The sequence below is a fragment of the Hylemonella gracilis genome (assembly GCF_004328645.1).
GTDB lineage: Bacteria > Pseudomonadota > Gammaproteobacteria > Burkholderiales > Burkholderiaceae_C > Hylemonella > Hylemonella gracilis_B.
The window spans coordinates 2,852,060-2,876,521 of the sequence record NZ_CP031395.1 but is presented as its reverse complement, the minus strand read 5'-3'; the positions used below and the strand labels follow the sequence as shown (position 1 = coordinate 2,876,521).

Sequence of the window (24,462 nt, the reverse complement as noted above, 5' to 3'; positions counted from 1 at the left end):
TCAAAGTTTCCTGCAGGGAAACGGAGGTCAGCGCAAGATGAGCGAATCCACAGGCTCCACGTCGTCTGTCTATCAGACATACAGCGACAACACCTATCTGTTCGGTGGCAATGCCCCGTACGTCGAAGAGATGTACGAGAACTACCTTGCCAATCCCGGCAGCGTCCCCGACAACTGGCGCGATTATTTCGACGCGCTGCAGCACGTGCCCGCCGTGGACGGCAGCAACAGCCGCGACGTGCCGCACCTGCCCGTCATCAACGCCTTCGCGGAACGCGCCAAGCAGGGCGTCACCCAGGTGGTCATGGCCACCGGCGCCGACTCCGAGATGGGGCGCAAGCGCACGGCGGTGCAGCAGCTGATCGCCGCTTACCGCAACGTCGGCGCGCGCTGGGCCGATCTGGATCCGCTCAAGCGCACCGAGCGTCCCCCGATTCCCGAGCTCGATCCCGCTTTCTACGGCTTTTCCGACGCCGACCAGGAAACGGTCTACAACACCAGCAACACCTTCTTCCCCGGCGAGACGATGTCGCTGCGCGAGCTGCTCAATGCGCTGCGCGAGACCTATTGCGGCACCATCGGTGTCGAGTACATGTACATCACCGACCAGACGCAAAAGCGCTGGTGGCAGCAGAAGCTGGAAAGCACCCGCACCAACCCCAATTTCACGGCCGAACAGAAAAAACACATTCTGGATCGCCTGACGGCCGCGGAAGGCCTGGAGCGTTACCTGCACACCAAGTACGTGGGGCAGAAGCGCTTCTCGCTGGAAGGTGGTGAGAGTTTCATTGCCTCCATGGACGCGCTGATCCAGCAGGCCGGCGCCAAGGGCGTGCAGGAAGTCGTGATCGGCATGGCTCACCGCGGCCGCCTGAACGTGCTGGTCAACACCCTGGGCAAGATGCCCAAGGACCTGTTCGCCGAGTTCGACCACACCGCGCCCGAAGCGCTGCCTTCCGGTGACGTGAAGTACCACCAGGGCTTCTCGTCGGACGTGTCCACCGCCGGCGGCCCGGTCCACCTGAGCCTGGCCTTCAACCCTTCGCACCTCGAAATCGTCAACCCCGTGGTGGAAGGTTCGGTGCGCGCTCGCATGGACCGCCGTGGCGATGCCGACGGCAAGCAGGTCTTGCCGGTGCTGGTGCATGGCGACGCGGCCATCGCTGGCCAGGGCGTGAACCAGGAAACGCTGGCGCTGTCCGAGACCCGGGGCTACACCACCGGCGGAACGGTCCACATTGTCATCAACAACCAGATCGGCTTCACGACCAGCGACCCGCGTGACAGCCGCTCCACGCTGTACTGCACGGACATCGTCAAGATGATCGAAGCGCCCGTGCTGCACGTCAACGGCGACGATCCCGAGGCCGTGGTGCTGGCCACCCGGCTGGCGCTGGAATACCGCATGGAGTTTCACCGCGACGTGGTGGTGGACATCGTGTGCTTCCGCAAGCTGGGCCACAACGAGCAGGACACCCCCAGCCTGACCCAGCCGCTGATGTACAAGAAGATCGGCAGCCATCCGGGCACCCGCAAGCTGTACGGCGACAAGCTGGTCACGCAGGGCATTCTCCCGGCCGATGGTCCGGACGAATTCGTCAAGGCCTACCGTACCGCCATGGACGCCGGCAAGCACACGGTGGACCCGGTGCTGACCAACTTCAAGAGCAAGTTCGCCGTCGACTGGTCGCCCTTCCTGGACAAGAAGTGGACGGACGCCGCCGACACGGCCCTGCCGCTGGCCGAATGGAAACGCCTGGCCGAGAAGCTGACGACCATTCCCGACAGCGTGACGCCGCACCAACTGGTCAAGAAGGTGTACGACGACCGCGCGGCCATGGGCCGGGGCGATGTGCCCGTGGATTGGGGCATGGGCGAGCACATGGCCTTTGCGTCCCTGGTGGCCGCAGGTTACCCGGTGCGTCTGTCGGGCGAGGACTGTGGCCGTGGCACCTTCACGCACCGCCATGCCGTGATCCACGACCAGAAGCGCGAGAAGTACGACGAAGGCACCTACATTCCCCTGCAGAACGTGGGCGAAGGGCAGGCACCGTTCACCGTCATCGACTCCATCCTGTCGGAAGAAGCGGTGCTGGCCTTTGAATACGGCTACGCTTCGAACGATCCGCACACACTGACGATCTGGGAAGCCCAGTTCGGCGACTTCGCCAACGGCGCCCAAGTCGTGATCGACCAGTTCATCGCCTCCGGCGAGGTGAAGTGGGGTCGTGTCAACGGCATCACGCTGATGCTGCCGCATGGCTACGAAGGCCAGGGTCCGGAGCACAGCTCGGCGCGCCTGGAGCGCTTCATGCAGATGGCCGCAGACACCAATATGCAGATCGTGCAGCCGACCACGGCCAGCCAGATCTTCCACGTGCTGCGCCGTCAGATGGTGCGCCCGCTGCGCAAGCCCCTGGTCATCATGACGCCCAAGTCCCTGCTGCGCAACAAGGACGCCACCTCGCCGCTGTCCGAGTTCACCAAGGGCGGTTTCCAGACCGTCATTGGCGAGCAGAAGGAAATCGCCGCGGACGCCAAGGTCAAGCGCGTGATCTGCTGTTCGGGCAAGGTCTATTACGACCTGGTCAAGAAGCGCGAGGAAAAGAGCCTGGACGACGTCGCCATCCTGCGCGTCGAGCAGCTCTATCCCTTCCCGCACAAGGTCTTCGGCGCGGAACTCAAGAAGTACCCGAACGCCACCGAGATCGTGTGGTGCCAGGATGAACCGCAGAACCAGGGGGCCTGGTTCTTCATCCAGCACAACATCCACGAAAACATGCTGGATGGCCAGAAGCTGGGTTACGCCGGTCGCGCCGCCTCGGCCTCGCCGGCCGTGGGTTACGCCCATCTGCACCAGGAGCAGCAAAAGGCCCTCGTGGAGGCCGCCTTCTCCAAGCTCAAGGGCTTCGTGCTCACCAAGTAAAGACATCGTCAGACGGCGAGGGCCAGCAGGATTCAAACTGAATTCATGCTGGCCTTTGTCGCACCCCTCCCAACGCAAACCCATAACGGAAGAATCAAATGGCTATCGTAGAAGTAAAGGTTCCGCAGCTGTCCGAATCGGTGTCGGAAGCCACCATGCTGCAGTGGAAGAAAAAGGCCGGCGAGCTGGTGGCCGTCGATGAGATCCTGATCGAGATCGAAACCGACAAGGTCGTGCTCGAAGTGCCGGCCCCCGCAGCAGGCGTGCTGGCCGAGCTGGTGGTCGGCGACGGCGGCACGGTGACGGCCGAGCAGGTCATCGCCAGGATCGACACCGAAGGCAAGGCCGGCGCGGCTGCGCCCGCAGCAGCGGCGCCCGCGGCTGCCCCGGCCGCTGCCCCCGCCGCCGCGGCGGCTGTGTCGGCTTCCAAGGCCGGCGTGGCCATGCCCGCCGCCGCCAAGCTGATGGCCGACAACAATCTGGCTGGCGGCTCCGTGTCTGGCACCGGCAAGGACGGCCGTGTGACCAAGGGTGACGTGCTGTCGGCCGTGGCCGGTGGTGCCAAGCCGGCACCCGCTGCCATTCCGACCGGCGCACCGGCCAAGGCCTTGCCGCAGGTGTCCGCGCCGAGCACTTCGCTGCACCTGGGCGAGCGCCCCGAGCAACGTGTGCCCATGACGCGTCTGCGTGCGCGCGTGGCCGAGCGTCTGCTGCAATCGCAGTCGACCAATGCCATTCTGACCACCTTCAACGAAGTGAACATGGCCCCGGTCATGGAGCTGCGCAAGAAGTTCCAGGATTCCTTCACCAAGGAACACGGTACCAAGCTGGGCTTCATGTCCTTCTTTGTCAAGGCGGCCGTGCATGCCCTGAAGAAGTACCCCGTGCTCAACGCCAGCGTGGACGGCAATGACATCGTCTACCACGGTTACTTCGACATCGGCATCGCCGTCGGTTCACCGCGCGGCCTGGTGGTGCCCATCCTGCGCAACGCCGACCAGATGAGCTTCGCCGACATCGAGAAGAAGATCGCCGAGTTCGGCAAAAAGGCGCAGGAAGGCAAGCTGGGCATCGAAGAGATGACGGGCGGCACCTTCTCCATCTCCAACGGTGGCACCTTCGGCTCGATGATGTCCACCCCCATCATCAACCCGCCCCAATCGGCCATCCTGGGCGTGCACGCCACCAAGGACCGTGCCGTGGTCGAAAACGGCCAGATCGTGGTGCGCCCGATGAACTACCTGGCCATGAGCTACGACCACCGCATCATCGACGGCCGCGAAGCCGTGCTGGGACTGGTCGCGATGAAGGATGCGCTGGAAGATCCTTCGCGTCTGCTGTTCGACATCTGATTGACACCCATTGGTGACAGAGATGTCGCTCGCCGACGAACTGAAAAAACTTGAGGAACTGCGCCAGCGCGGTACCTTGAGTGAAGCGGAATTTGGTCAGGCGAAGGCCAAGCTGCTTGGGGTGCATGCCACCGGTCTAGAGGCCGTCAATGGCCTGCGCCTCAGTTCGTCGGATCGCTGGATAGGCGGGGTCTGCGGTGGACTGGCGCTGACTTCAGGGGTGACCAGCTGGGTCTGGCGCCTGATTTTCATCTTGTTTGTCTGCTTCGGCGGTTTCGGTCTTCTCGCCTACCTCCTACTCTGGATCCTTGTGCCGCGCGAATGATCGCGTACTCAACTCACTGAACATCATGTCCAAACAATTTGACGTTATTGTTATCGGCGGCGGCCCTGGTGGTTATATCGCCGCCATCCGCGCCGCCCAACTGGGCTTCAACACCGCTTGCATCGACGAGTGGAAGAACGAGAAGGGCGGCCCGGCGCCGGGGGGCACCTGCACCAACGTGGGCTGCATTCCCTCCAAGGCCTTGCTGCAATCGTCCGAGCATTTCGAGCACGCGAACAAGCACTTCGCGGAGCACGGCATCACGGCCACGGGCGTCAAGATGGACGTGGCCAAGATGATCGCCCGCAAGGACGCGGTCGTGAAGCAGAACAACGACGGCATCCTCTTCCTGTTCAAGAAGAACAAGGTGTCGTTCTTCCATGGTCGCGGCTCGTTTGTCAAAGCCGTTGACGGTGGTTATGAAATCGCCGTCAAGGGCGCCGCCGACGAGACCCTGGTGGCCAAGCAAGTTATCGTGGCCACCGGCTCCAACGCGCGTGCCTTGCCGGGCGCGCCCTTCGACGAGGAGAACATCCTCTCCAACGACGGCGCGCTGCGCATCGGCGGCGTGCCCAAGAAGCTGGCCGTGATCGGTTCCGGCGTGATCGGCCTCGAAATGGGCTCGGTATGGCGCCGCCTGGGCGCGGACGTGACCGTGCTCGAAGGCCTGCCGACCTTCCTGGGCGCGGTGGACGAACAGATCGCCAAGGAAGCCAAGAAGGCCTTCGACAAGCAGGGCCTGAAGATCGAACTGGGCGTCAAGATCGGTGAGGTCAAGTCGTCCAAGAAAGGTGTCAGCATCGCCTACACCAACGCCAAGGGCGAAGCCCAGACGCTGGAAGCGGACAAGCTCATCATCTCCATCGGTCGCACGGCGAACACCATCGGCCTCGGCGCCGAGGCGGTGGGCCTGAAGCTGGACGAGCGTGGTGCCATCGTGGTGGACGAGCTGTGCAAGACCAATCTGCCCGGCGTCTGGGCCGTGGGCGACGTGGTGCGCGGTCCCATGCTGGCGCACAAGGCGGAAGAAGAAGGCGTGGCCGTGGCCGAGCGCATCGCCGGCCAGCATGGTCACGTGAACTTCAATACCATCCCCTGGGTCATCTACACCAGTCCCGAGATCGCCTGGGTCGGCAAGACTGAGCAGCAGCTCAAGGCCGAGGGCGTGGCCTACAAGGCGGGTACCTTCCCTTTCCTGGCCAACGGCCGTGCGCGTGCCCTGGGCGACACCACGGGCATGGTGAAGTTCCTGGCCGACGCCAAGACCGATGAAATCCTGGGCGTGCACATGGTCGGCCCCATGGTGTCGGAGCTGATCTCCGAGGCCGTGGTTGCCATGGAGTTCAAGGCCAGCAGCGAGGACATCGCGCGCATTTGTCACGCGCATCCCTCCTTGAGTGAAGCCACCAAGGAAGCGGCCCTGGCCGTGGACAAGCGCACGCTGAACTTCTGAGGCATGACGAGGCCCCCACGCCCGCCCACCGCGTGGGGGTCGCTCCCGCCCAGAGCAGCTTCGCGCCGCACGCTGACTGGTTTTGACGCCGCAACCGCCTGTGGGTGGCCCGGCGGTGCTTGGTAAAGGTTTTCTTACGTGGCATCGGTACTCGAGGCATACGAGTCGGAACTGAAGACGCGGGGTTACCGCAGCGACCCCGCGCAGTTGCGCGCCGTGCAGGCGCTGGAGCGCTGCGCGGGCGAATGGTTCCTCTACAAGAACAAGCGCTCCAACGCCTTCAAGAAGCTCATCAACCACCCGGACATTCCCATGGGGGTGTACATGTACGGTGGGGTCGGGCGTGGCAAGAGCTTCCTGATGGATTGCTTCTACCAGGCCGTGCCGCTGCGGCGCAAGACGCGCCTGCACTTCCACGAATTCATGCGCGAGGTGCATCGTGAGCTCGCCGACTTGCAAGGCACGGTCAATCCACTCGATGCGCTGGCCGAGCGCATCGCGGAACGCTACAAGCTGATCTGCTTCGACGAATTCCACGTCGCCGACATCACCGACGCGATGATCCTGCACCGCCTGCTGTCGGCGCTGTTCCAGAACGGCGTGGGCATGGTGATGACGTCCAATTTCAAGCCGGACGACCTGTATCCGAACGGTCTGCACCGTGACCGCATCCTGCCCGCCATCGCCTTGCTGAACCGGGAGATGGACGTGATCAATGTGGACAACGGCACGGACTATCGGCAGCGCACGCTGGAGCGCGTGAAGCTTTACCACCAGCCGCTCGGTCCCGAGGCCGATGCCGCCATGGAACAGGCCTTCAACGAACTGGCCGAGGCGCGTGACGAAGACCCGGTGCTGCACATCGAGTCGCGCCAAATCCGCGCCCGACGCAAGGCGGGCGGCGTGGTCTGGTTCGATTTCAAGACCCTTTGTGGCGGCCCCCGCTCGCAGAACGATTACCTGGAAATCGCCTCGCAGTTCCACACCGTGTTTCTGAGCGACGTGCCACACATGCCGGTGCGCATGGCGTCGGAGGCGCGGCGCTTCACCTGGCTGGTCGACGTGCTCTACGACCGACGGGTCAAGCTCATTCTCTCCGCGGCCGTCCCCCCGAGGAGCTGTACACGGAGGGGCCGCTGGTGCACGAGTTTCCCCGTACCGTGTCGCGCCTGAACGAAATGCAGTCGCGCGAGTTCCTGGAGCAGGAACGTCGCGTGGTGGACACGCGCTTGACATGAGCGGCGTACAGTGCCGGTCCATGAGGCCGTTTTTTGTTTTCTTCCCCCTCCGTGTCACCGGGCAGGATGTGGGTGTGATTGCGACGGGGCTGGCCGCGCTTCTGCTGTGCATTGGCGCTGCGCAGGCACAGACCTCGGCGCCGGTACCGGTGCCGATGCCCTATGACGCTGAACACGACAGGCAAGAGCGCACGCGCATCAAGCATGAGCGGGAACAGGCCGCGGCTGTGTACAAGGAAGCGCAAGTCGACTGTTACCAGCGTTTCGCGGTGAACGCCTGCCTGAAAGACGCGCGTCGCGCTCGCCGTGTCGTGGCCGATCGGTTGCGCGGCGAGGAGATTGTGCTCGACGACGCCAAGCGCACGGCCGAGGTGGAGTCGCAGAAGCAACGGGTCGAGGCACGCCAGGCCGAGCGCGCGCGACAGGAGGCCGCGCGTGAGCAACAGGAGGCTGCACGCGCAGGTGGTCGTACCCCGCCCCGCGGCAATGCGCCCGCGCCGGCGGGCCGATGAGCAGGGGCCCGGTGGACGCCAACCTCCATTCCCCGCAGCGCCGCCTGATCGAGCTGCGCATCGAACATGCCGACCTGGATGCCATGATCGACCGCATGGGCGAGCAGGCGGGGGTGGCACAGACGAATGACGAGTTGTCCCTGCGTCGCCTGAAGAAACGCCGCCTGGCGCTGCGTGACGAGATTGCTCGCCTTGAACGGGAGCTCATGCCCGATGAGCCTGCCTGAGACCGCCGAGGGACAGGTGGCCCCGGCCTTGCCGCGGCAAGTTGTCGCGGACAGCCTGCGTGCGGAAGTCTCGGCAGCTTTTGCCGAGGGCGGGCTGCTCGCGCGCGGTTTCCCGTCGTTCCGGGCGCGAGACGGGCAGACCGAGATGGCGCTGGCCGTGGCCGACACCTTGTCGCGTCGCGAAGTGTTGGTGGTGGAGGCCGGGACCGGCGTCGGCAAGACCTATGCCTACCTCGTGCCCGCGCTGCTGAGTGGCCAGCGCGTGATGCTGTCCACCGCGACCAAAACCCTGCAGGACCAGTTGCATGGCCGTGATCTGCCGCGCCTGCTTCAATTGCTGGGCCTGCCTTTGCGCACGGCCTTGCTCAAGGGACGCGCCAGTTACCTTTGCCTGCACCGTCTGGAACAGGCGCGCCAGGGCGCGACGTCCGGCCATGCCGCCTCGGGCCCGTCCGCGCATGCGCTGTCACGCATCGAGCAATGGGCCCGGCAGACGCGCACGGGGGACCTGGCCGAGCTGCCGGGTCTGGACGAACGCTCGCCCCTGATTCCGCTCATCACGTCCACGCGCGACAACTGCCTGGGGCAGGACTGTCCACGTTATCGCGACTGCCATGTCAACCTCGCACGACGCGAGGCCCTGGCCGCGGACCTGCTGGTGGTCAACCACCACCTCTTCTTCGCCGATCTGGCCGTGCGTGAGTCCGGCATGGCAGAACTGCTGCCGACGGTGGACGCCGTGATCTTCGACGAGGCTCACCAGCTCAATGAAACCGGCGTGCAGTTCCTCGGCCGCCAGTTGTCCAGCAGCCAAGTGCTGGACTTTGCGCGCGACCTGCTGGCCACGGGCCTGCAGCAGGCGCGGGGCCTGGCCGACTGGCGCCAGCTCACGGGTGCCATCGAACATGCCATCCAGGACTTGCGCTTGTGCGCGGGGCGTGCCCCAACGGGTGGCCTGCGTCTGAGCTGGAGCGACGCCACGCCCGAGCGCCTGAACGCGGATGCCTGGGCAGCAGCCCTGCAGGGCCTGCAACAGGCTTGCGAGGACGCGCGCGCGGCCCTGACGCACGTTGATGAACTGGGTCCGGATTTCCTGCGTTTGGCGGATCGGGCGCGTGACCTGACCGCGCTGGCCACGTTTTTTCTGGCGCCGGCCTCTCCCGAAGCCGTGCGCTGGCTGGAAGTGGCGCAGCAATTGCGGCTGATCGAATCGCCTCTGGACATCGCCGACACGGTGCGCGCGCGCCTGATTCCCCCTGTGCCCGATGCGGCGCAGGATGAGCCGGGGCACGGCACGGACGGAGCGCCCCGTGCGGCGTCCCGAGCCTGGATCTTCACCTCCGCGACTCTGGGCGATGAGGAGACTTTGCGCTGGTTCACCGAGCCCTGCGGCCTGCAGGATGCGCGTGTGCTGCGCGTGCGCAGCCCCTTTGACTATGCGCGGCAGGCCGCGCTCTACGTGCCGCCGGTGTTTCCCAAGCCCGGTGAGGCTCGGCACGCTGAAGCCGTGGCCGCCTTGGTGGCCCGCTTCGCACCGACGCTCGGTGGGCGCACCCTGGTACTGACGACGACCTTGCGCGCCTTGCGTGACATCGGTGAGCGCCTGCCAGAGCTGCTGGCGGAGGCGGTGCAAGCCCCAGAGGGAACGGTACCTCCAAGTGCAAGCCGCCTGGAGGTGCTGTGCCAGGGGCAGCGGCCCAAGCGCGAGTTGCTGGAGCGCTTGCGGCGGGGCGCCGAGTCACCCGCGCTGGGCTGCGTGCTGGTGGCGTCCGCGTCCTTCTGGGAAGGGGTGGACATTCCGGGCGACGCCTTGCAACTGGTGGTGATCGACAAGCTGCCCTTTCCTCCGCCAGGCGACCCACTGGTGCAGGCGCGCAGTCGCAGACTGGAGGCCGCGCAACGCAGCGCCTTCAACGACTACCACTTGCCCGAAGCCGCCGTGGCGCTCAAGCAGGGCGCGGGACGCCTGATCCGCAGCGAATCAGACCGGGGCCTGCTAGTGATTGGGGACCCCCGCCTCGCCCAGATGGGTTATGGGCGTCGCCTCCTCGCGGGCCTGCCGCCGATGCAGCGCCTGGGCACGGAGGCCGAAGCCCTGGCCTGGCTGGCCGCGCTGCGCGCGGGCTGAGGCTGCCCAGCTGTCCAGCAGGCACGGGCGGCGCGGCGCGGCGCCAGCCGCTCGGCGCCGACGCGCCCGGGGCCGGGGCCGGGGCCGGGCGCATGACAGGGTGTCTGTCAGGGGGGTGTCTTCCGCGCGCGCCCCGGCGTTCAGTGGGCGCCGCCCTTGAGGTAGGCGCTGTTCGGGTAGTTGGTCACCAGCACGCGCCGCGCATCGTCGCGCAACTGCGGCATGTTCAAGGCTTCGTAGGACGCGATGAGGATCTGCAGCGCTTCTTCGAGCGCAGGTGCCGTGCGGTAGTCCGAGATCGCCTGCTGGGCGCGGTTGACGGCGGCCACGTAGGCTCCGCGGCTGAAGTAATAACGCGCCACATGGACTTCGTAGCGAGCCAGGGTGTCGATGATGTAGACCATGCGCGCGCGCGCATCGGTGCTGTAGCGCGAATCCGGGAAGCGCGTCACCAGCTCATTGAAGGCCGACCAGGATTCCTTGGCGGCCAGTTGGTCGCGTTCCGACAGATCCTGGCGCGTGATGAATGAGAACAGGCCCAGGTCTTCGTTGAAGTTGACCAACCCCTTGAGGTACAGGGCGTAGTCGATGGCCGGGCTGGCCGGGTGCAGGCGCATGAAGCGGTCCAGGGTGGACACGGCCTGCGCGGGCTGGTCATCCTTGTACTGGGCATAGGCTTTTTCGAGCTGGGCCTGCTGGGCCAGCGAGGTGCCCGCGGCGCGCCCTTCCAATTTCTCGAACAGGGTGACGGCCTGGGCGTACTGGAAGTTGCGGACTTCCTCGCGCGCCTGCTCCAGGATCTCCTCGGGTTTCATCTTCGCCGTGGGGTCGTCCGGCGTGCTCGAGCAGGCGGAGAGCAGGACGGCCAGCGTGACCGGCAGCACGATGGAAAGGACAGCCGATAATTTAGCGCGCAGCATCAAGGAAAACCGTTGAAATCAAAGGCAGGGATTATAGAAGTCGACCCCTCGGGGCGCGCTTTTCCGCTGGGCGCGGTGGACATGTCCGTGCCCATGTCGGTGGAGGATGGGGAAGGCGTGGAGGGTGAAGGGGGTGAGGCAGGTGAAGCGGGCGAGGTCGAGCTGGAGCGGCGGCCCTGGCGGATCTCGACCGCCTTGCATGGCCAGCGGCTGGATCGCGCCTTGAGCGAACTGGTCCCCGAGTTCTCGCGCAGCTACCTGCAGCAGCTGATCGAGGCCGGCGCGGTTTCCTCGGGTCAGCCGCCTGCCAACCTGGTTCTGCGCAAGCCGGCCCACAAGGTTCGCGCTGGGGATTCCGGCCTGATCGAGTTGCGTCCGACACCCCAGAGCCAGGCCTTCAAGCCGGAGACGATGGCGCTGGACATCGTGCACGAGGACGCGCATCTGCTCGTCATCCACAAGCCGGCGGGTCTGGTGGTGCACCCGGCGCCCGGTCACTGGAGCGGCACCCTGCTCAACGGCCTGCTCGGACGGGACCAGGGACGCGGCGAGGCGGCCGCCCAGTTGCCGCGTGCCGGCATCGTGCATCGCCTGGACAAGGACACCAGCGGTCTGATGTTGGTGGCGCGCACGCGCGTCGCGATGGAGGCGCTGGTGCGCATGATCGCCGCCCGCGAGGTGAGTCGGCAATACCTGGCGTTGGCGCGGCGGACGTGGACCGGGCCTGCGTTGCGCGACGTGGGAGGGGCGCCGCAGGATGGCATCGGCCGCGATCCCGCCAATCGCCTGCGCATGGCCGTGGTCGATCTGGCGCGGCATCCAGGCAAGTCGGCGCGGACCACCTTCGAGCTTCTGTGTAACGCCGCGCCCAGGCCGGACCTGGGTCTGGAGCATGGCGCCTGCCTGCTGCGCTGCACCTTGCATACGGGGCGGACGCACCAGATCCGCGTCCACGCTGCCTCGATCGGCCACCCGCTGATCGCTGACAGCCTGTACGGCGGTGCACCTGCGGCAGGCCTGCAACGGCAGGCCCTGCATGCCTGGCGACTCGCCTTGCGGCACCCGATCAGCGGCGAGGCCATGGTCTTCCATGCGCCGCCGCCGGGCGACCTGCGAGACGCCTGCGCCGCCTTGGGGCTGGACTACAATGCCGCGCAGGAAACACCGAATTCGCCCTTGCCCCGAGGGCCGAAGGAAGCGTGACAGCCGTGCCATGACGATGCATCGGCCTGCCGGTCCGGACCGGCGCGCTCCTCCCATCTCTTCTTGACCCTTCTTTCGCGCATCGTGACGATGCGGATTGCCCTTTGACATGAATACGAGTCTGGCCAAGCGCGTTCTGGAAACCGCCTTGATTTGCGCGCAGCAGCCCATGCCGCTGCGCGACATGGTCGTGCTGTTCGATGGCGCGCTGGGGGCCGACACGCTCAAGGGCCTTCTGGATGAATTGCAGCAGGAGTGGACGCAGCGTGGCGTGGAGCTGGTCTGCGTGGCCTCGGGCTGGCGCTTCCAGAGTCGCCCCGAGATGCGCCAGTACCTGGACCGCCTGCATCCGGAAAAACCGCCGCGCTACACCCGCGCCACGTTGGAGACGTTGGCCATCATCGCTTACCGCCAACCGGTGACGCGCGGCGACATGGAAGACATCCGGGGCGTGACGGTCAATTCGCTGATCATCAAGCAACTGGAGGATCGCGGCTGGATTGAGGTGGTCGGCCATCGCGAAGCACCGGGGCGCCCGGGTCTGTACGCGACGACGCGGCAGTTTCTCGACGATCTGGGCTTGGCCTCGATCGACCAGTTGCCCTTGATGGAAACACCACAGTCCCAAGACACAGTGCTGGACATGCTGTCGGAACTGCCGGCTGAGTTGCACAAAGACGCAGCGACCGAGGAGACCGCCGACGTGACGGGTGATGCGCCGAGCGATCGGATGGGCCCGCAGGCGCAGGCGCCGCTGGTGGAAGGCGGCGCGATGGAGGCCACGGACGCGGCCGGTTCGACGTCTACTGGAACGACAGAGGAACAACAGGGATGAACACGGACGGCATGAGCGAAGAGGGTTTGACCCAGGAGGCGCAAGCGGGCGGATCGCGACCCCCGCCGCAGGGCGTGCCTGTCGCGCCGGCGGCCACGCCGGACGACCGATTTGCGGCGGTGGTCTCTGGCGCATTCGACGCGGACGAGGCCGCGGCCGAGTTGCCTCCACCGGCCAAGCGCGTGCTGCAGCCGCAGGCCGAGACACCCAAGCTGCACAAGGTGCTGGCCCAGGCCGGCATGGGCTCGCGCCTGGAGATGGAACAGCTCATCATGGAAGGGCGCATCTCGGTCAACAACGAGCCCGCGCACATCGGTCAGCGCATCCAGTTCGGGGACCAGATCAAGGTCAACGGCAAGCCCATCCGCTTTCGCATCGCACCGCCGCCGGCCCGGGTCATCGCCTATCACAAGCCCGTGGGCGAGGTGGTCACGCACGATGATCCGCAGAATCGGCCGACCGTGTTTCGTCGCCTGCCCAAGTTGCCGCAGGGCAAGTGGCAGTCGGTGGGGCGGCTGGATCTGAACACCGAAGGTCTGTTGCTGTTCACCAGCTCCGGCGACCTCGCGAATCGACTCATGCACCCGCGTTTCGGTCTGGAGCGTGAGTACGCCGCGCGCGTGCTGGGAGCCTTGAGCAACGAGGAGAAGCAACGCCTGCTCAGCGGCGTGCCACTGGACGACACGACCGCGCAGTTCGGCAGCATCGAGGAGGGCGGCGGTGAAGGTTCCAACGTCTGGTACCGCGTCACGATTTCCGAGGGTCGCAACCGCGAGGTGCGACGCATGTTCGAGGCCGTGGGGCACGCGGTCAGCCGCCTGATCCGCATCCGCTACGGCGCGATGGTGTTGCCGCGTGGCTTGAAGCGCGGGGCCTGGATGGAGTTGGACGAGCGCGACATCAATGCGCTGATGCGCGCGGCCGGCAATCCCTCGGAAGCGGATTCGGGTGGTGCACCCGCGCGCGGCCGGCCGGGCGCGGGCAAGGCGGGCGGGGCCAGAAATGGTGGAGCGGCTGGTGGACCGCGCCAGGGTGGCGCGGGCAAGTCCGGCAAGGCTGCGGGTGGCAAACCCCCCGCGGCGGTCAGGGTGGACAGGGCGGCGGCCAGGGTGCGCAGCCCGACCCCATGAAGACGTCGCAGGGCTACATCGGGCACGATAGCTTCATCCGGCAGCGCCAGGACAAGGGGCCGGGCCGTCCCAGTGGGCGTGGTGGCTTCGGAGGTGGAAGCGGCGCGGCGGGCCGTGGTGGCCGCAAGTCGACCGGCGGTCGTGGAGGTGGCGGCCGAGGCCGTTGATTTGGCAAGGATTTTTGCCATCCTCCGGGTGTAAACCCGCTGGCGAGCGGTTAAAATGCTCGACTTTGCCTGATTTGGCTGGCTCGCTTGCTGCGAGCGGCCGATCACTGCACGACTACAACCTCAAGCCCATCACAGGAACAACGCACATGGCTATCCAGCGCACCCTTTCCATCATCAAGCCCGACGCCGTTGCCAAGAATGTCATCGGTCAGATCTACGCCCGTTTCGAAGCAGCCGGCCTGAAGATCATCGCGGCCAAGATGGTTCATTTGTCGCAAGCCGACGCGGAGGCCTTCTACGCGGTGCACAAGGCGCGTCCCTTCTTCAACGACCTGGTGAAGTTCATGATCTCCGGCCCGGTGATGATCCAGGCGCTCGAGGGCGACAACGCCATCCTGAAGAACCGTGACCTGATGGGTGCGACGGATCCCAAGAAGGCCGACAAGGGCACCATCCGTGCCGACTTTGCCGACAGCATCGACGCCAACGCCGTGCACGGTTCCGACGCGCCTGAGACGGCCGCCGCCGAAGTGGCGTTCTTCTTCCCCGGCATGAACGTCTACAGCCGCTGAAACTTGCGCGCCCGCGTGGCGTGCTTCCATCTCATGACAACGGCCAATCTGCTCGACTTCGATCTTGACGGGCTGGCCGTTTTTTGCGAGCGCTTGGGCGAGAAGCGTTTCCGCGCCACCCAGCTGTTCCGCTGGATCCATCAGCGGGGCGCGAGCGACTTTGACCAGATGAGCGATCTGGCCAAGTCTTTGCGCGCCAAACTCAAGACGTCGGCCCGCATCGAAGGCCTGTCCGTGATCGCCCAGCAGGAGTCGGCGGACGGCACCATCAAGTGGCTGTTCGACGTGGGCGGCGGCAACGCCGTTGAGGCGGTCTACATTCCCGAGGACGACCGGGGCACCTTGTGCGTGTCCTCGCAGGCTGGTTGCGCCGTCGGTTGCCGCTTCTGCTCCACCGGCCACCAGGGATTCAGCCGCAACCTCAGCACGGGCGAGATCGTTGCCCAGCTCTGGTTCGCCGAGCATTTCCTGCGTGCCCGCCGGCAGCGCCCGCAGCCAGGCGAAGACCACCGCGTGATCACCAATGTGGTGATGATGGGCATGGGGGAGCCGCTGCAGAACTACGCGGCCCTGGTTCCTGCCTTGCGCGTGATGCTGGATGACCATGGTTATGGCCTGTCGCGTCGCCGGCTGACCGTGTCCACTTCGGGCGTGGTGCCCATGGTGGACCGGCTGAGTCAGGATATTCCCGTGGCGCTGGCCGTGTCCCTGCATGCGCCGAACGACGCCTTGCGCGACGGCCTTGTGCCGCTCAACCGCAAATACCCGATCCAGGAACTGCTGGATGCCTGCCTGCGCTACTTGGCGCATGCGCCGCGCGACTTCATCACCTTCGAGTACTGCATGCTCGATGGGGTGAATGACCAGCCCGGGCACGCGCGCGAGCTGCTGGCCCTGATGCAGGACTTTCGCCAGCGCGCGGCCGTCCAGGGGCATGGCGTCGGCTGCAAGCTCAATCTGATTCCATTCAACCCTTTCCCTGAGTCGGGCCTGAAGCGTTCGCCCGGCGAACGCGTGCAGGTCTTCGCCAAGGTTCTGCTTGACGCGGGCATCGTCACCACGGTGCGCAAGACCCGGGGTGACGACATTGACGCCGCCTGCGGCCAACTGGCGGGCGACGTGCAGGATCGCACCAGCGTTGACGCGCGCATGGCGCGTCAGCGGCAACTACTGCAGCCGCTGCAGCCCCTGGGCGCCGGGCATCCCCCGGGGGGAGTGCGGGCATGATCGGCTTCGAATCCCGTCCACGTGTGCGCGCGCACGAGGAGCGTCGGGTGTTCTGGGCCTGGACGACCTTGCTGATGTTGGCGTTTGCCCTGCCGGGTCTGCAGTCGTGTGCGCAGGGCGCGAGCGGCGAAGACATCGTGACTGCGTCGGACGAACCCGAGCCCCGCCGTCGCGCCCGCTTGCGCCTGCAACTGGCCCTGGGTTATTACGAGCGGGGCCAGCCCACGGTGGCACTGGACGAGACCAAGCAGGCCCTGGCCATCGATTCCGGCTTCGTGGAGGCCTACAACCTGCGCGGCCTCATCTACATGAAGCTTGATGAGCCCCGGTTGGCGCAGGAGAGTTTCCGCCGGGCGCTGTCCCTGGGCGGCGACAATCCGGACGTATTGCACAACCAGGGTTGGCTGCAGTGCCAGCAAGGTGAATTCGCGCAGGCGACGCGTTCCTTTGAGCGCGCCCTGGCGCAACCGGCGTATGCCGAGCGTGCCAAGACCTGGTTGAGCCTGGGCTTGTGCCAGATCCGCGCGGGCCAAGCCGGACCGGCCGAGCAGAGTCTGCTCAAGGCCCATGAATTGGACGCGGGCAATCCCGTGACCGGCTACAACCTGGCACAACTTCTGTACGCGCGGGGTGCGCCGCAAGACGCCCGGTTTTACATTCAGCGCATCAATAACAATGGCGCCTTGGCCAACGCCGAAACTTTGTGGTTGGGTGCGAAGATCGAGCATCGTCTGGGGCATCCGCAGGCGCGCGATCGCCTGGGCAGCCAGTTGCGCGCGCATTACCCGGGCTCGAAAGAACTGGATTTCTATGATCGGAGAGCGTTCGATGAATGAAGAGAACAAGCACGAGAAAACGCAGGCTGAAGCCGTGGACGGCGCGGCGCAAAACGTGACGGCGGCGGACGAGTCCTCGCCCGGCCCGGACTCGGCTTTCCAACCGTCCTTCCAGCCTTCCACCCAAGGCGACGTGGGCATCAGCGCCGGCGCCATGCTGCGCCACGCACGCGAGACGGCTGGCGTGGATCTTTCCTCGTTGGCCCTGGCGCTGAAGATTTCGGTCAAGAAGCTGGAAGCGCTCGAGGCCAATCGCCATGAGGAACTCACGGATTCCGTGTTCATCCGTGCGCTGGCGTCCAGCGTCTGCCGCACGCTCAAGATTGACGCGGCGCCCATCCTGGCGCGCCTGCCCAAGTCCAACGCGCCTAAGCTGGTCGCCAACGACGAAACTGGGCTGAATGCGCCGTTCCGTACCCCTGCCGATGTCGCCAAGACGCCGTTCTGGGAGCATCTGTCCCGTCCGGTGGTGCTGGCCACGCTGGCAGTACTGCTGGCCGCTCTGATCCTGATTCTGTTCCCGTCCAGCAAGACCACCACCACCGCTGGCCCGGCGGCGGCACCGTCCGCCAGCGAGGGGCAGAGCGGCGACGCGGTGGCTGAATCCGCCGACGACATGCCGAAGGACGTTGCGGTCGACGCTGGCCCGGGCATTTCGTCCACCAGCGCCGCCGTGCCCCAGGCCAGTATTCCGGCGGCACCGTTGGTGACCTCCCCCATGACCACGCCTGGCACGGCGCAGGGCGGCGCGGCTTCGGCTTTCTCCCCGGCTGCCGGTGCAAGCCGCCCCGTGCCTGCGACGCCGCCCACGGCCGCCGTCCCTGCGGCCTTGACACCGTCCGCGACGCCGTCCATTCTTGCGCGTGGGACCTCGCCCAATGGCGCGGCGCCCAACCTGGCCACCGTGCCCGCGCGCGCGGCCGCCGTGGCGCCCGCTGCCCAGCCTGCCGCCGCCGTGCCCGCGCCTCAGGCGGTGGCGAATGCCGACGATGAGGAAGAACCCAAGTTCTCCCGTTCCGGCGCCGTGGTGTTCCGTCTGCGCGAGCCAGGCTGGGTGCAGGTGACCGACGCCAGTGGCACCATCCGCATCAACCGCGTGCTGGAAGCCAACACACCAGTGGGCGTGGTCAATGGCCCCTTCCCGCTGACCGTGATCGTGGGGCGCCCCGAGGTCACGGCCGTGCAGGTGCGTGGCCGGCCTTTCGATCTGACGCCGACCATCGTGAACGGCCAGGCGAAATTCGAGGTGCAGTGATGTCGCTGGATCGCCAGCCCGATCCGCAGGCTGCACCTTGGGCGCTGTCGCCGACGCCCATCGCGCGGGCCGCGCCGGCCCCGCGCCGCAGCCGCCAGGCCCGCGTGGCCTGGGGCGCGAACATCGTCACCGTGGGCGGTGACGCACCGGTGCGCGTGCAGTCCATGACCAACACCGACACGGTCGACGTGATCGGCACCGCCATCCAGGTCAAGGAATTGGCTCAGGCGGGCAGCGAGCTGGTGCGCATCACGGTCAACACGCCCGAGGCCGCCCAGGCCGTGCCGCACATCCGTGAACAACTCGACCGCATGGGCATCGCCGTGCCCTTGATCGGTGACTTCCATTACAACGGGCACACCTTGCTTACCCAGTACCCGGCCTGCGCGGAGACACTGAGCAAGTACCGCATCAACCCTGGCAACGTGGGCAAGGGTGACAAGAAAGACAGGCAGTTCGGCCAGATGGTCGAGGCGGCCCTGAAATGGAACAAGCCCGTGCGCATCGGCGTCAACTGGGGCAGCCTGGACCAGGAGCTGCTGGCCAGCCTGATGGACGCCAACAGCCGGCGTGCCCAGCCCTGGGATGCCAAGGCCGTGATGTACGAAGCTTTGGTGACGTCTGCGATCGAATCCGCGCGACTCGCGGTGGAACTCGGTATGGCGCCTGAGCAAGTCCTGCTGTCCTGCAAGGTCAGCGGTGTGCAAGACCTGATCTCCGTCTACCGCGAGCTCGCTCGCCGTTGCGACTACCCGCTGCACCTGGGCCTGACCGAGGCCGGCATGGGCACCAAGGGCACGGTGGCATCCGCGGCGGCCATGTCCGTGTTGCTGCAGGAAGGCATAGGCGACACCATCCGTGTGTCGCTGACGCCGCAGCCGGGCGAGTCGCGCACGCAGGAGGTGGTGATTGCCTCCGAAATCCTGCAGGCCCTGGGCCTGCGCGTGTTCGTGCCCAGCGTCACGGCCTGCCCGGGCTGCGGACGCACCACGAGCACGACCTTCCAGGAACTGGCCAAGCAGATCGACGACTTCCTGCGCATGCAGATGCCAGTCTGGCGCAAGCAGTACCCGGGCGTGGAGACCTTGAAGGTGGCCGTGATGGGCTGCATCGTCAATGGTCCGGGCGAGAGCAAGCACGCGGACATCGGCATCAGCCTGCCCGGCACGGGTGAGTCGCCCGCCGCGCCGGTGTTCATTGACGGCGAGAAGGCCTTGACCCTGCGAGGTGACAACATCGCCGCCGAGTTCCACCAGATCGTCGAAAACTACATCGAAAGGCGTTTCGGCCGCGCGGCCGAGACCGCATGAACTTCCTCTCCCATGACTGAAAAACTTGTCGCGGTAAAAGGGATGAACGACATCCTGCCGGCCAGCGTGCCGCGCACGGAAAAGCTCCCGGATTCCGCCCGTTGGCAATGGTTCGAAGCGGCGGTGCGCAAGGTGCTGGCGTGTTATGGCTACCAGTACATCCTAACGCCCATCGTCGAGCCGACTGCCTTGTTCGTGCGCGGCCTGGGCGAGGTGACGGACATCGTCGAGAAGGAGATGTACTCCTTCACCGACAGCATGAACGGCGACCGGCTCACGCTGCGTCCCGAGGGCACGGCCGGCATCGTGCGCGCGATGATCGAGCACAACGCGCTCTACAACGGGCCCTTGCGTCTGTGGACACAGGGTCCCATGTTCCGGCACGAAAGGCCTCAGAAGGGACGCTACCGTCAATTCCACCAGCTTGACGTGGAGGCGCTCGGGTTCGCGGGGCCGGACGTGGACGCCGAGATGATCCTTGTCGCCCGCGCCCTGTGGCGCGAGCTCGGCCTCATCGAAGGCCAGCATGTGCGCCTGGAGATCAACAGCCTGGGCCAACCCGAGGAGCGCCGGCAGCACCGGGAGGCCCTGATCCGGCATTTTGAACAGCATGCCGCGCAGCTCGACGAAGACGCCCAACGCCGCCTGCACAGCAACCCGCTGCGCATCCTCGATAGCAAGAACCCGGCAATGCAGGCGCTGATCGAAGCCGCGCCCCGGCTTTTCGACTTCCTCGGGGCTGAATCGCTGGCGCACTTCGACGCGGTCAAGTCCACGCTGGACGCGGCGGGCCTGGCCTACCGCGTCAACCCGCGGCTGGTGCGCGGCATGGATTACTACAACCTCACCGTCTTTGAGTGGGTCACCGATCAGCTGGGGTCCCAGGGCACGGTCTGTGGCGGCGGCCGTTACGACGGGCTGATCAGCCAATTGGGCGGCAAGCCCGCGCCTGCCGTGGGCTTCGGTCTGGGCATCGAACGCCTCTTGCTGCTGGCGCAGGACCTGAACCTGCCCATGCCCGGCACGGCGCCCGACGTCTACGCGATCGTCCCACCGGGCACGCCTCTCGCGCCGGTGATGACCACGCTGGAGACCTTGCGCGCGCGCGGCCTGCGTGTGGTGCAGCACGCGGGCGGGTTGGATGGTCCGGGCAGCATGAAATCCCAGTTCAAGAAGGCCGATGCCAGTGGCGCGGCCTGGGCGCTGGTCTTCGGCGCTGAAGAACTGGCCGTGGGCGAGGTCACGCTCAAGGCCCTGCGCGAGGGCATGCAGGGCAGTGGCGACGCCGGTGCGCAGACTCGCCAGGCGCTGGCCGAGGTCGCGCGCTGGGCCGCCCTTCTAGAATCACAGGCTTGATGGAATTTATCGCATGGCACATTTCGACCTCGAAGAACAAGAGAAGCTTGCGCAGATCAAGCATTTCTGGAAGCAATACGGCAACCTTCTGACGGCCGTTCTGGTCGTGGTGCTGCTTGCCTTGTCCGGCTGGTGGGGCTGGAAGGCCTGGCAGAACCGTCAAACCATGCAAGCCACGGCGCTGTATGAGGAAATGGAGCGCATCGCGGCCAACCCTGCTGCCGACCCGGACGGTGCGCGCCTCACGCGCGCGCTGGCCGACATGAAAGACCGGTTCCCGCGCACCGCGCAGGCTCAGCAGGCGGCCTTGCAGGTCGCTGCCCTGCATGCCCAGGCTGGCCTCGCGCAGCCCGCACGGCTGGACGCCGCGCGTGCGGCGTTGCAGTGGCTGGCTGAGCAGGGGCGCGACGAAGGCTATCGCGCGCTGGCGCGCCTGCGATTGGCCGGTTTGCTGCTGGACAGCAAGTCTTACGATGCGGCGCTGGCCCAGCTGAGCGCTGATTTTCCTTCCGAGTTCGCCGCGCTGGCGGCTGACCGTCGGGGCGACATCTTCCTGGCGCAAGGCAAGAAGACCGAAGCCGCAGCCGAGTACCTCAAGGCCTGGCAAGGCCTGGACGTGCAAGCCGGCCCGGGCAGCAATTACCGGCAGGTGGTCGATGCCAAGCTGGCGGCCCTCGGTGTCCAGCCGACTTCCGCCGCCCCTTCCGAGGTTCGGTGATGCAGGCAACGCGTCTGCGCCGCAGCAGCGGCTGGTCGGGGGGGCGTGCATCCTGGAGGGAATGGACTCCGACCGTTCTACCGGCGATCTTGCTGACGGCCTTGCTGGCCGCCTGCTCCAGCGCACCCAGCCGGCCCGAACCAGCGCCACTCCCCCCGGATCCCCAGCGATTGTCCGTGCGTGAGGTGTGGCGGGTGGACCTCGGTGGTGAAGTCCGCTTTCCGCTGGTCGTCCAGTCCGCGCAGTCCGCCTTGGCGGGTGCCGATGGTGCCAGCGGCAGTGGCACGGTGGTCGGCCTGGCCACCGACCAGGGCGTCGTGAGTCTGCTGGATGCTCGCACGGGTGAGCCCTTGTGGCGCGTGACATTGAACGCCCCGCTGTCGGCGGGGGTGGGACACGATGGGCGCACCGTGGCCGTCGTCACCCGCGAGAATGAACTCGTGGCGCTGCAAGCCGGCAGAGAGCTTTGGCGTCAACGACTTTCCGCGCCGTCCTATACCGCGCCTCTGGTGGCTGGTGCCCGTGTGTTCGTGCTGGGCGCCGATCGCAGTGTCAGTGCCTATGACGGGCAGACCGGGTTTCGGCTCTGGCAACAGACGCGCAGCGGCGACCCGCTGATCCTGCGCCAGTCCGGCCTGTTGATGGCGGTCGGCGATACCCTGGTCGTCGGCTTTGGTGGGCGCTTGGCGGGACTCAATCCGATGAACGGCGCGTCGCGCTGGGAGACTGTCATGGCCAGCCCGCGCGGCACCAACGATGTGGAACGTCTGGCTGATCTGGTGGCCGGCGTGGCCCGCCGGGGCACCGATATCTGCGTGCGTGCCTTCCAGGTCTCGGTGGCCTGCGTCGATGCCCGGGCCGGGCAGGGCGCAGGCGCGCTGCGCTGGTCGCAGAAAGCGGCGGGCGCCACGGGCCTGAGCGGCGACGCGGGTGACGGTGACAACAGCCTGGTGTTTGGCGTGGAATTTGATGGCACGGTGCTGGCTTGGCGGCGCAGCGATGGACAGCCGGCCTGGTCCAACGCCGCCTTGCGTTTTCGCGCCTTGACCGCGCCCTTGGTGCTTGGAGAGGGGTTGGTTGTGGGCGACGACGCCGGGCTTCTGCATTTCCTCTCCAGGGCTGATGGCGCCGTGCAGGCGCGGTATGACACCGCGCAAGCCGGACGCCCGCAGGGCCCGTGTCGCATCGATGGTCGTGGCGTGGCGGCGCGCTACGCCTGTATTGAAAGCAAACTCGGCCCGGGTCGCGGCGTTGCTGCGACACCGGTGCTCGCGGGCAATACCCTGGTGGCAATAACCCGGGACGGCGTGCTGCACGGCTTGCGACTTGGACCGTCCGCACCCGCCTCGGCCCTGAGTTCAAGCACAATCCCCAGATGAAACCCGTATTGGCCCTTGTGGGTCGCCCTAATGTCGGTAAATCGACGCTCTTTAACCGACTCACGCAATCGCGCGACGCCATCGTGGCCGACTATGCGGGGCTGACGCGCGACCGTCACTACGGCAATGGCCGCCAAGGGCGGCACGAATTCATCGTCATCGACACGGGCGGTTTCGAGCCGACCGCCGAGACGGGCATCTACAAGGAGATGGCCAACCAGACACGGCAGGCTGTGGCCGAAGCCGACGCGGTCATCTTCGTGGTGGATGCTCGCGCAGGTCTGTCCTCGCAGGACCATGACATTGCCAACTACCTGCGCAAGCTGGGCAAACCCTGCGTGCTCACGGCCAACAAGGCCGAGGGCATGCAGGAAGGTGTGCAACTGGCTGAGTTCTACGAGCTGGGCCTGGGTGAGGTGCTGCCGGTGTCGGCCGCGCACGGGCAGGGCATGCGTACCCTGGTTGAGATGGCGTTGGAGCCGCTGAATCTGCCACAAGAAGGTGAAGCGGAAGACGAAACGCCAGGGGTCATCAAGTTTGCCGTGGCGGGCCGTCCGAATGTTGGCAAGTCGACACTCATCAATACGTGGCTGGGTGAAGAGCGGTTGATCGCCTTCGACATGCCGGGCACCACTCGGGACGCCATCCGCGTGCCCTTCGAGCGCCAGGGGCAGAAATTCGAGCTCATCGACACGGCCGGGCTGCGTCGCAAGGGCAAGGTGTTCGAAGCCATCGAGAAGTTCTCGGTCGTCAAGACCCTGCAGGCCATCGAGAGCGCGAACGTGGTTCTCTTGCTGCTGGATGCCACCCAGGGTGTCACCGACCAAGACGCGCACATCGCGGGCTACATCCTGGAGAGCGGGCGCGCCGTGGTGCTGGCCGTCAATAAATGGGATGCGGTGGACGATTACCAGCGCCAGCAGGTGCAGCGCCAGCTGGAGACACGGCTGGTTTTCCTGAAATTCGCCAACCTGCATTTCATCTCGGCACAGAAGCGCCAGGGCCTGGAGCCTTTGTGGAAGTCCATGCTCAAGGCGCATCAGGCGGCCAATCGCAAGATGTCCACGCCGGTGCTCACGCGCCTGCTGCAGCAGGCCGTCCAGTTCCAGACGCCCAAGAGAAGCGGCATGTTCCGGCCCAAGTTGCGGTATGCGCACCAGGGCGGCATGAATCCGCCGGTCATCGTGATCCACGGCAACTCCCTGGAGCACGTGCCGGACGCGTACAAGCGTTACCTGGAAGGCTGGTTCCGCAAGGAATTCGATCTGACGGGCACGCCCTTGCGGATCGAAATGAAAACCTCCACCAATCCCTACGCCGACAAGGATTGATCGAGAAGGATCAGAACAATCTGTGGAATAAAGTGCCTGCATAGGCAGCGCGGGGCTGC

General features: G+C 66.0%; 19 protein-coding genes and 2 pseudogenes. 20 read left to right on the top strand and 1 reads right to left on the bottom strand.

The features are described 5' to 3' along the window. The first annotated feature begins 37 nt into the window (after positions 1–37). The 8 genes and pseudogenes from DW355_RS13480 to DW355_RS13445 all read left to right on the top strand — a co-directional run bounded on the left by DW355_RS13480 (position 38) and on the right by DW355_RS13445 (position 10,161). Positions 38–2,926, top strand: a complete 2,889-nt coding sequence (locus DW355_RS13480) for a 2-oxoglutarate dehydrogenase E1 component (RefSeq protein WP_131280800.1) — start codon at positions 38–40, stop codon at positions 2,924–2,926. A gap of 98 nt (positions 2,927–3,024) precedes the next feature. Continuing rightward, a complete protein-coding gene (gene odhB / locus DW355_RS13475; protein WP_131280798.1) occupies positions 3,025–4,278 on the top strand; it encodes a 2-oxoglutarate dehydrogenase complex dihydrolipoyllysine-residue succinyltransferase in 1,254 nt (417 codons plus the stop codon). Positions 4,279–4,300: 22 nt separating this feature from the next. Next, the gene (locus tag DW355_RS13470; protein WP_131280796.1) at positions 4,301–4,603 is read left to right on the top strand and encodes a PspC domain-containing protein; all 303 of its coding nucleotides are present in this window, start codon (positions 4,301–4,303) and stop codon (positions 4,601–4,603) included. A 25-nt stretch (positions 4,604–4,628) separates the two neighbouring features. Next, positions 4,629–6,056, top strand: a complete 1,428-nt coding sequence (lpdA, locus tag DW355_RS13465) for a dihydrolipoyl dehydrogenase (RefSeq protein WP_131280795.1) — start codon at positions 4,629–4,631, stop codon at positions 6,054–6,056. Positions 6,057–6,194: 138 nt separating this feature from the next. Then, positions 6,195–7,294: pseudogene (gene zapE, locus DW355_RS13460) on the top strand (cell division protein ZapE). Between the two features lie 20 nt (positions 7,295–7,314). Beyond that, positions 7,315–7,806 carry a hypothetical protein gene (locus tag DW355_RS13455; RefSeq protein WP_131280793.1) on the top strand — a complete coding sequence of 164 codons (492 nt, stop codon included), beginning with the start codon at positions 7,315–7,317 and terminating at the stop codon, positions 7,804–7,806. 11 nt (positions 7,807–7,817) lie between these two features. Next, positions 7,818–8,033 carry a YdcH family protein gene (locus tag DW355_RS13450; RefSeq protein WP_131280791.1) on the top strand — a complete coding sequence of 72 codons (216 nt, stop codon included), beginning with the start codon at positions 7,818–7,820 and terminating at the stop codon, positions 8,031–8,033. Next, the gene (locus DW355_RS13445; RefSeq protein WP_131280790.1) at positions 8,020–10,161 is read left to right on the top strand and encodes an ATP-dependent DNA helicase; all 2,142 of its coding nucleotides are present in this window, start codon (positions 8,020–8,022) and stop codon (positions 10,159–10,161) included. The genes DW355_RS13450 and DW355_RS13445 overlap by 14 nt, the downstream gene beginning before the upstream one ends. A gap of 140 nt (positions 10,162–10,301) precedes the next feature. Here the strand turns inward: DW355_RS13445 and DW355_RS13440 are convergent, their stop codons facing one another. Further along, positions 10,302–11,081 carry an outer membrane protein assembly factor BamD gene (locus DW355_RS13440; protein ID WP_131280788.1) on the bottom strand — a complete coding sequence of 260 codons (780 nt, stop codon included), beginning with the start codon at positions 11,079–11,081 and terminating at the stop codon, positions 10,302–10,304. A 93-nt stretch (positions 11,082–11,174) separates the two neighbouring features. On the opposite strand from DW355_RS13440, the gene DW355_RS13435 reads away from it, so the two are divergent. From DW355_RS13435 to der, 12 genes and pseudogenes are all read left to right on the top strand, one after another. Further along, entirely contained in the window at positions 11,175–12,284 is a 1,110-nt protein-coding gene (locus tag DW355_RS13435; protein WP_207388142.1) for an RluA family pseudouridine synthase, read from the top strand. Positions 12,285–12,393: 109 nt separating this feature from the next. Next, on the top strand, positions 12,394–13,119 hold the full coding sequence (scpB, locus tag DW355_RS13430; RefSeq protein ID WP_131280786.1) for an SMC-Scp complex subunit ScpB: 726 nt from the start codon (positions 12,394–12,396) through the stop codon (positions 13,117–13,119). Between the two features lie 11 nt (positions 13,120–13,130). Continuing rightward, a pseudogene (locus DW355_RS13425) lies at positions 13,131–14,416 on the top strand (pseudouridine synthase). 149 nt (positions 14,417–14,565) lie between these two features. Then, entirely contained in the window at positions 14,566–14,991 is a 426-nt protein-coding gene (gene ndk / locus DW355_RS13420) for a nucleoside-diphosphate kinase (protein WP_131280785.1), read from the top strand. A gap of 33 nt (positions 14,992–15,024) precedes the next feature. After that, positions 15,025–16,218, top strand: coding sequence for a 23S rRNA (adenine(2503)-C(2))-methyltransferase RlmN (gene rlmN, locus DW355_RS13415; RefSeq protein ID WP_131280783.1), 1,194 nt, complete (start codon positions 15,025–15,027; stop codon positions 16,216–16,218). Then, entirely contained in the window at positions 16,215–17,054 is an 840-nt protein-coding gene (gene pilW / locus DW355_RS13410; RefSeq protein ID WP_131280781.1) for a type IV pilus biogenesis/stability protein PilW, read from the top strand. The genes rlmN and pilW overlap by 4 nt, the downstream gene beginning before the upstream one ends. Continuing rightward, the gene (locus DW355_RS13405) at positions 17,047–18,309 is read left to right on the top strand and encodes a helix-turn-helix domain-containing protein (RefSeq protein WP_165493197.1); all 1,263 of its coding nucleotides are present in this window, start codon (positions 17,047–17,049) and stop codon (positions 18,307–18,309) included. The genes pilW and DW355_RS13405 overlap by 8 nt, the downstream gene beginning before the upstream one ends. Beyond that, positions 18,309–19,619 carry a flavodoxin-dependent (E)-4-hydroxy-3-methylbut-2-enyl-diphosphate synthase gene (gene ispG / locus DW355_RS13400; protein WP_131280777.1) on the top strand — a complete coding sequence of 437 codons (1,311 nt, stop codon included), beginning with the start codon at positions 18,309–18,311 and terminating at the stop codon, positions 19,617–19,619. Before DW355_RS13405 ends, ispG begins: the two co-directional genes overlap by 1 nt. Before the next feature lie 12 nt (positions 19,620–19,631). Next, positions 19,632–20,975: a histidine--tRNA ligase gene (gene hisS, locus DW355_RS13395; protein ID WP_131280775.1), complete on the top strand. Its 1,344-nt coding sequence runs from the start codon at positions 19,632–19,634 to the stop codon at positions 20,973–20,975. Positions 20,976–20,988: 13 nt separating this feature from the next. Continuing rightward, positions 20,989–21,693 carry a YfgM family protein gene (locus DW355_RS13390; protein WP_131280773.1) on the top strand — a complete coding sequence of 235 codons (705 nt, stop codon included), beginning with the start codon at positions 20,989–20,991 and terminating at the stop codon, positions 21,691–21,693. Further along, positions 21,693–23,072 (top strand): PQQ-binding-like beta-propeller repeat protein, encoded by a 1,380-nt coding sequence (locus tag DW355_RS13385; protein ID WP_131280771.1) that lies wholly within the window; start codon positions 21,693–21,695, stop codon positions 23,070–23,072. Before DW355_RS13390 ends, DW355_RS13385 begins: the two co-directional genes overlap by 1 nt. Beyond that, positions 23,069–24,403, top strand: a complete 1,335-nt coding sequence (gene der, locus DW355_RS13380; RefSeq protein WP_131280769.1) for a ribosome biogenesis GTPase Der — start codon at positions 23,069–23,071, stop codon at positions 24,401–24,403. Before DW355_RS13385 ends, der begins: the two co-directional genes overlap by 4 nt. Positions 24,404–24,462 lie beyond the last annotated feature (59 nt).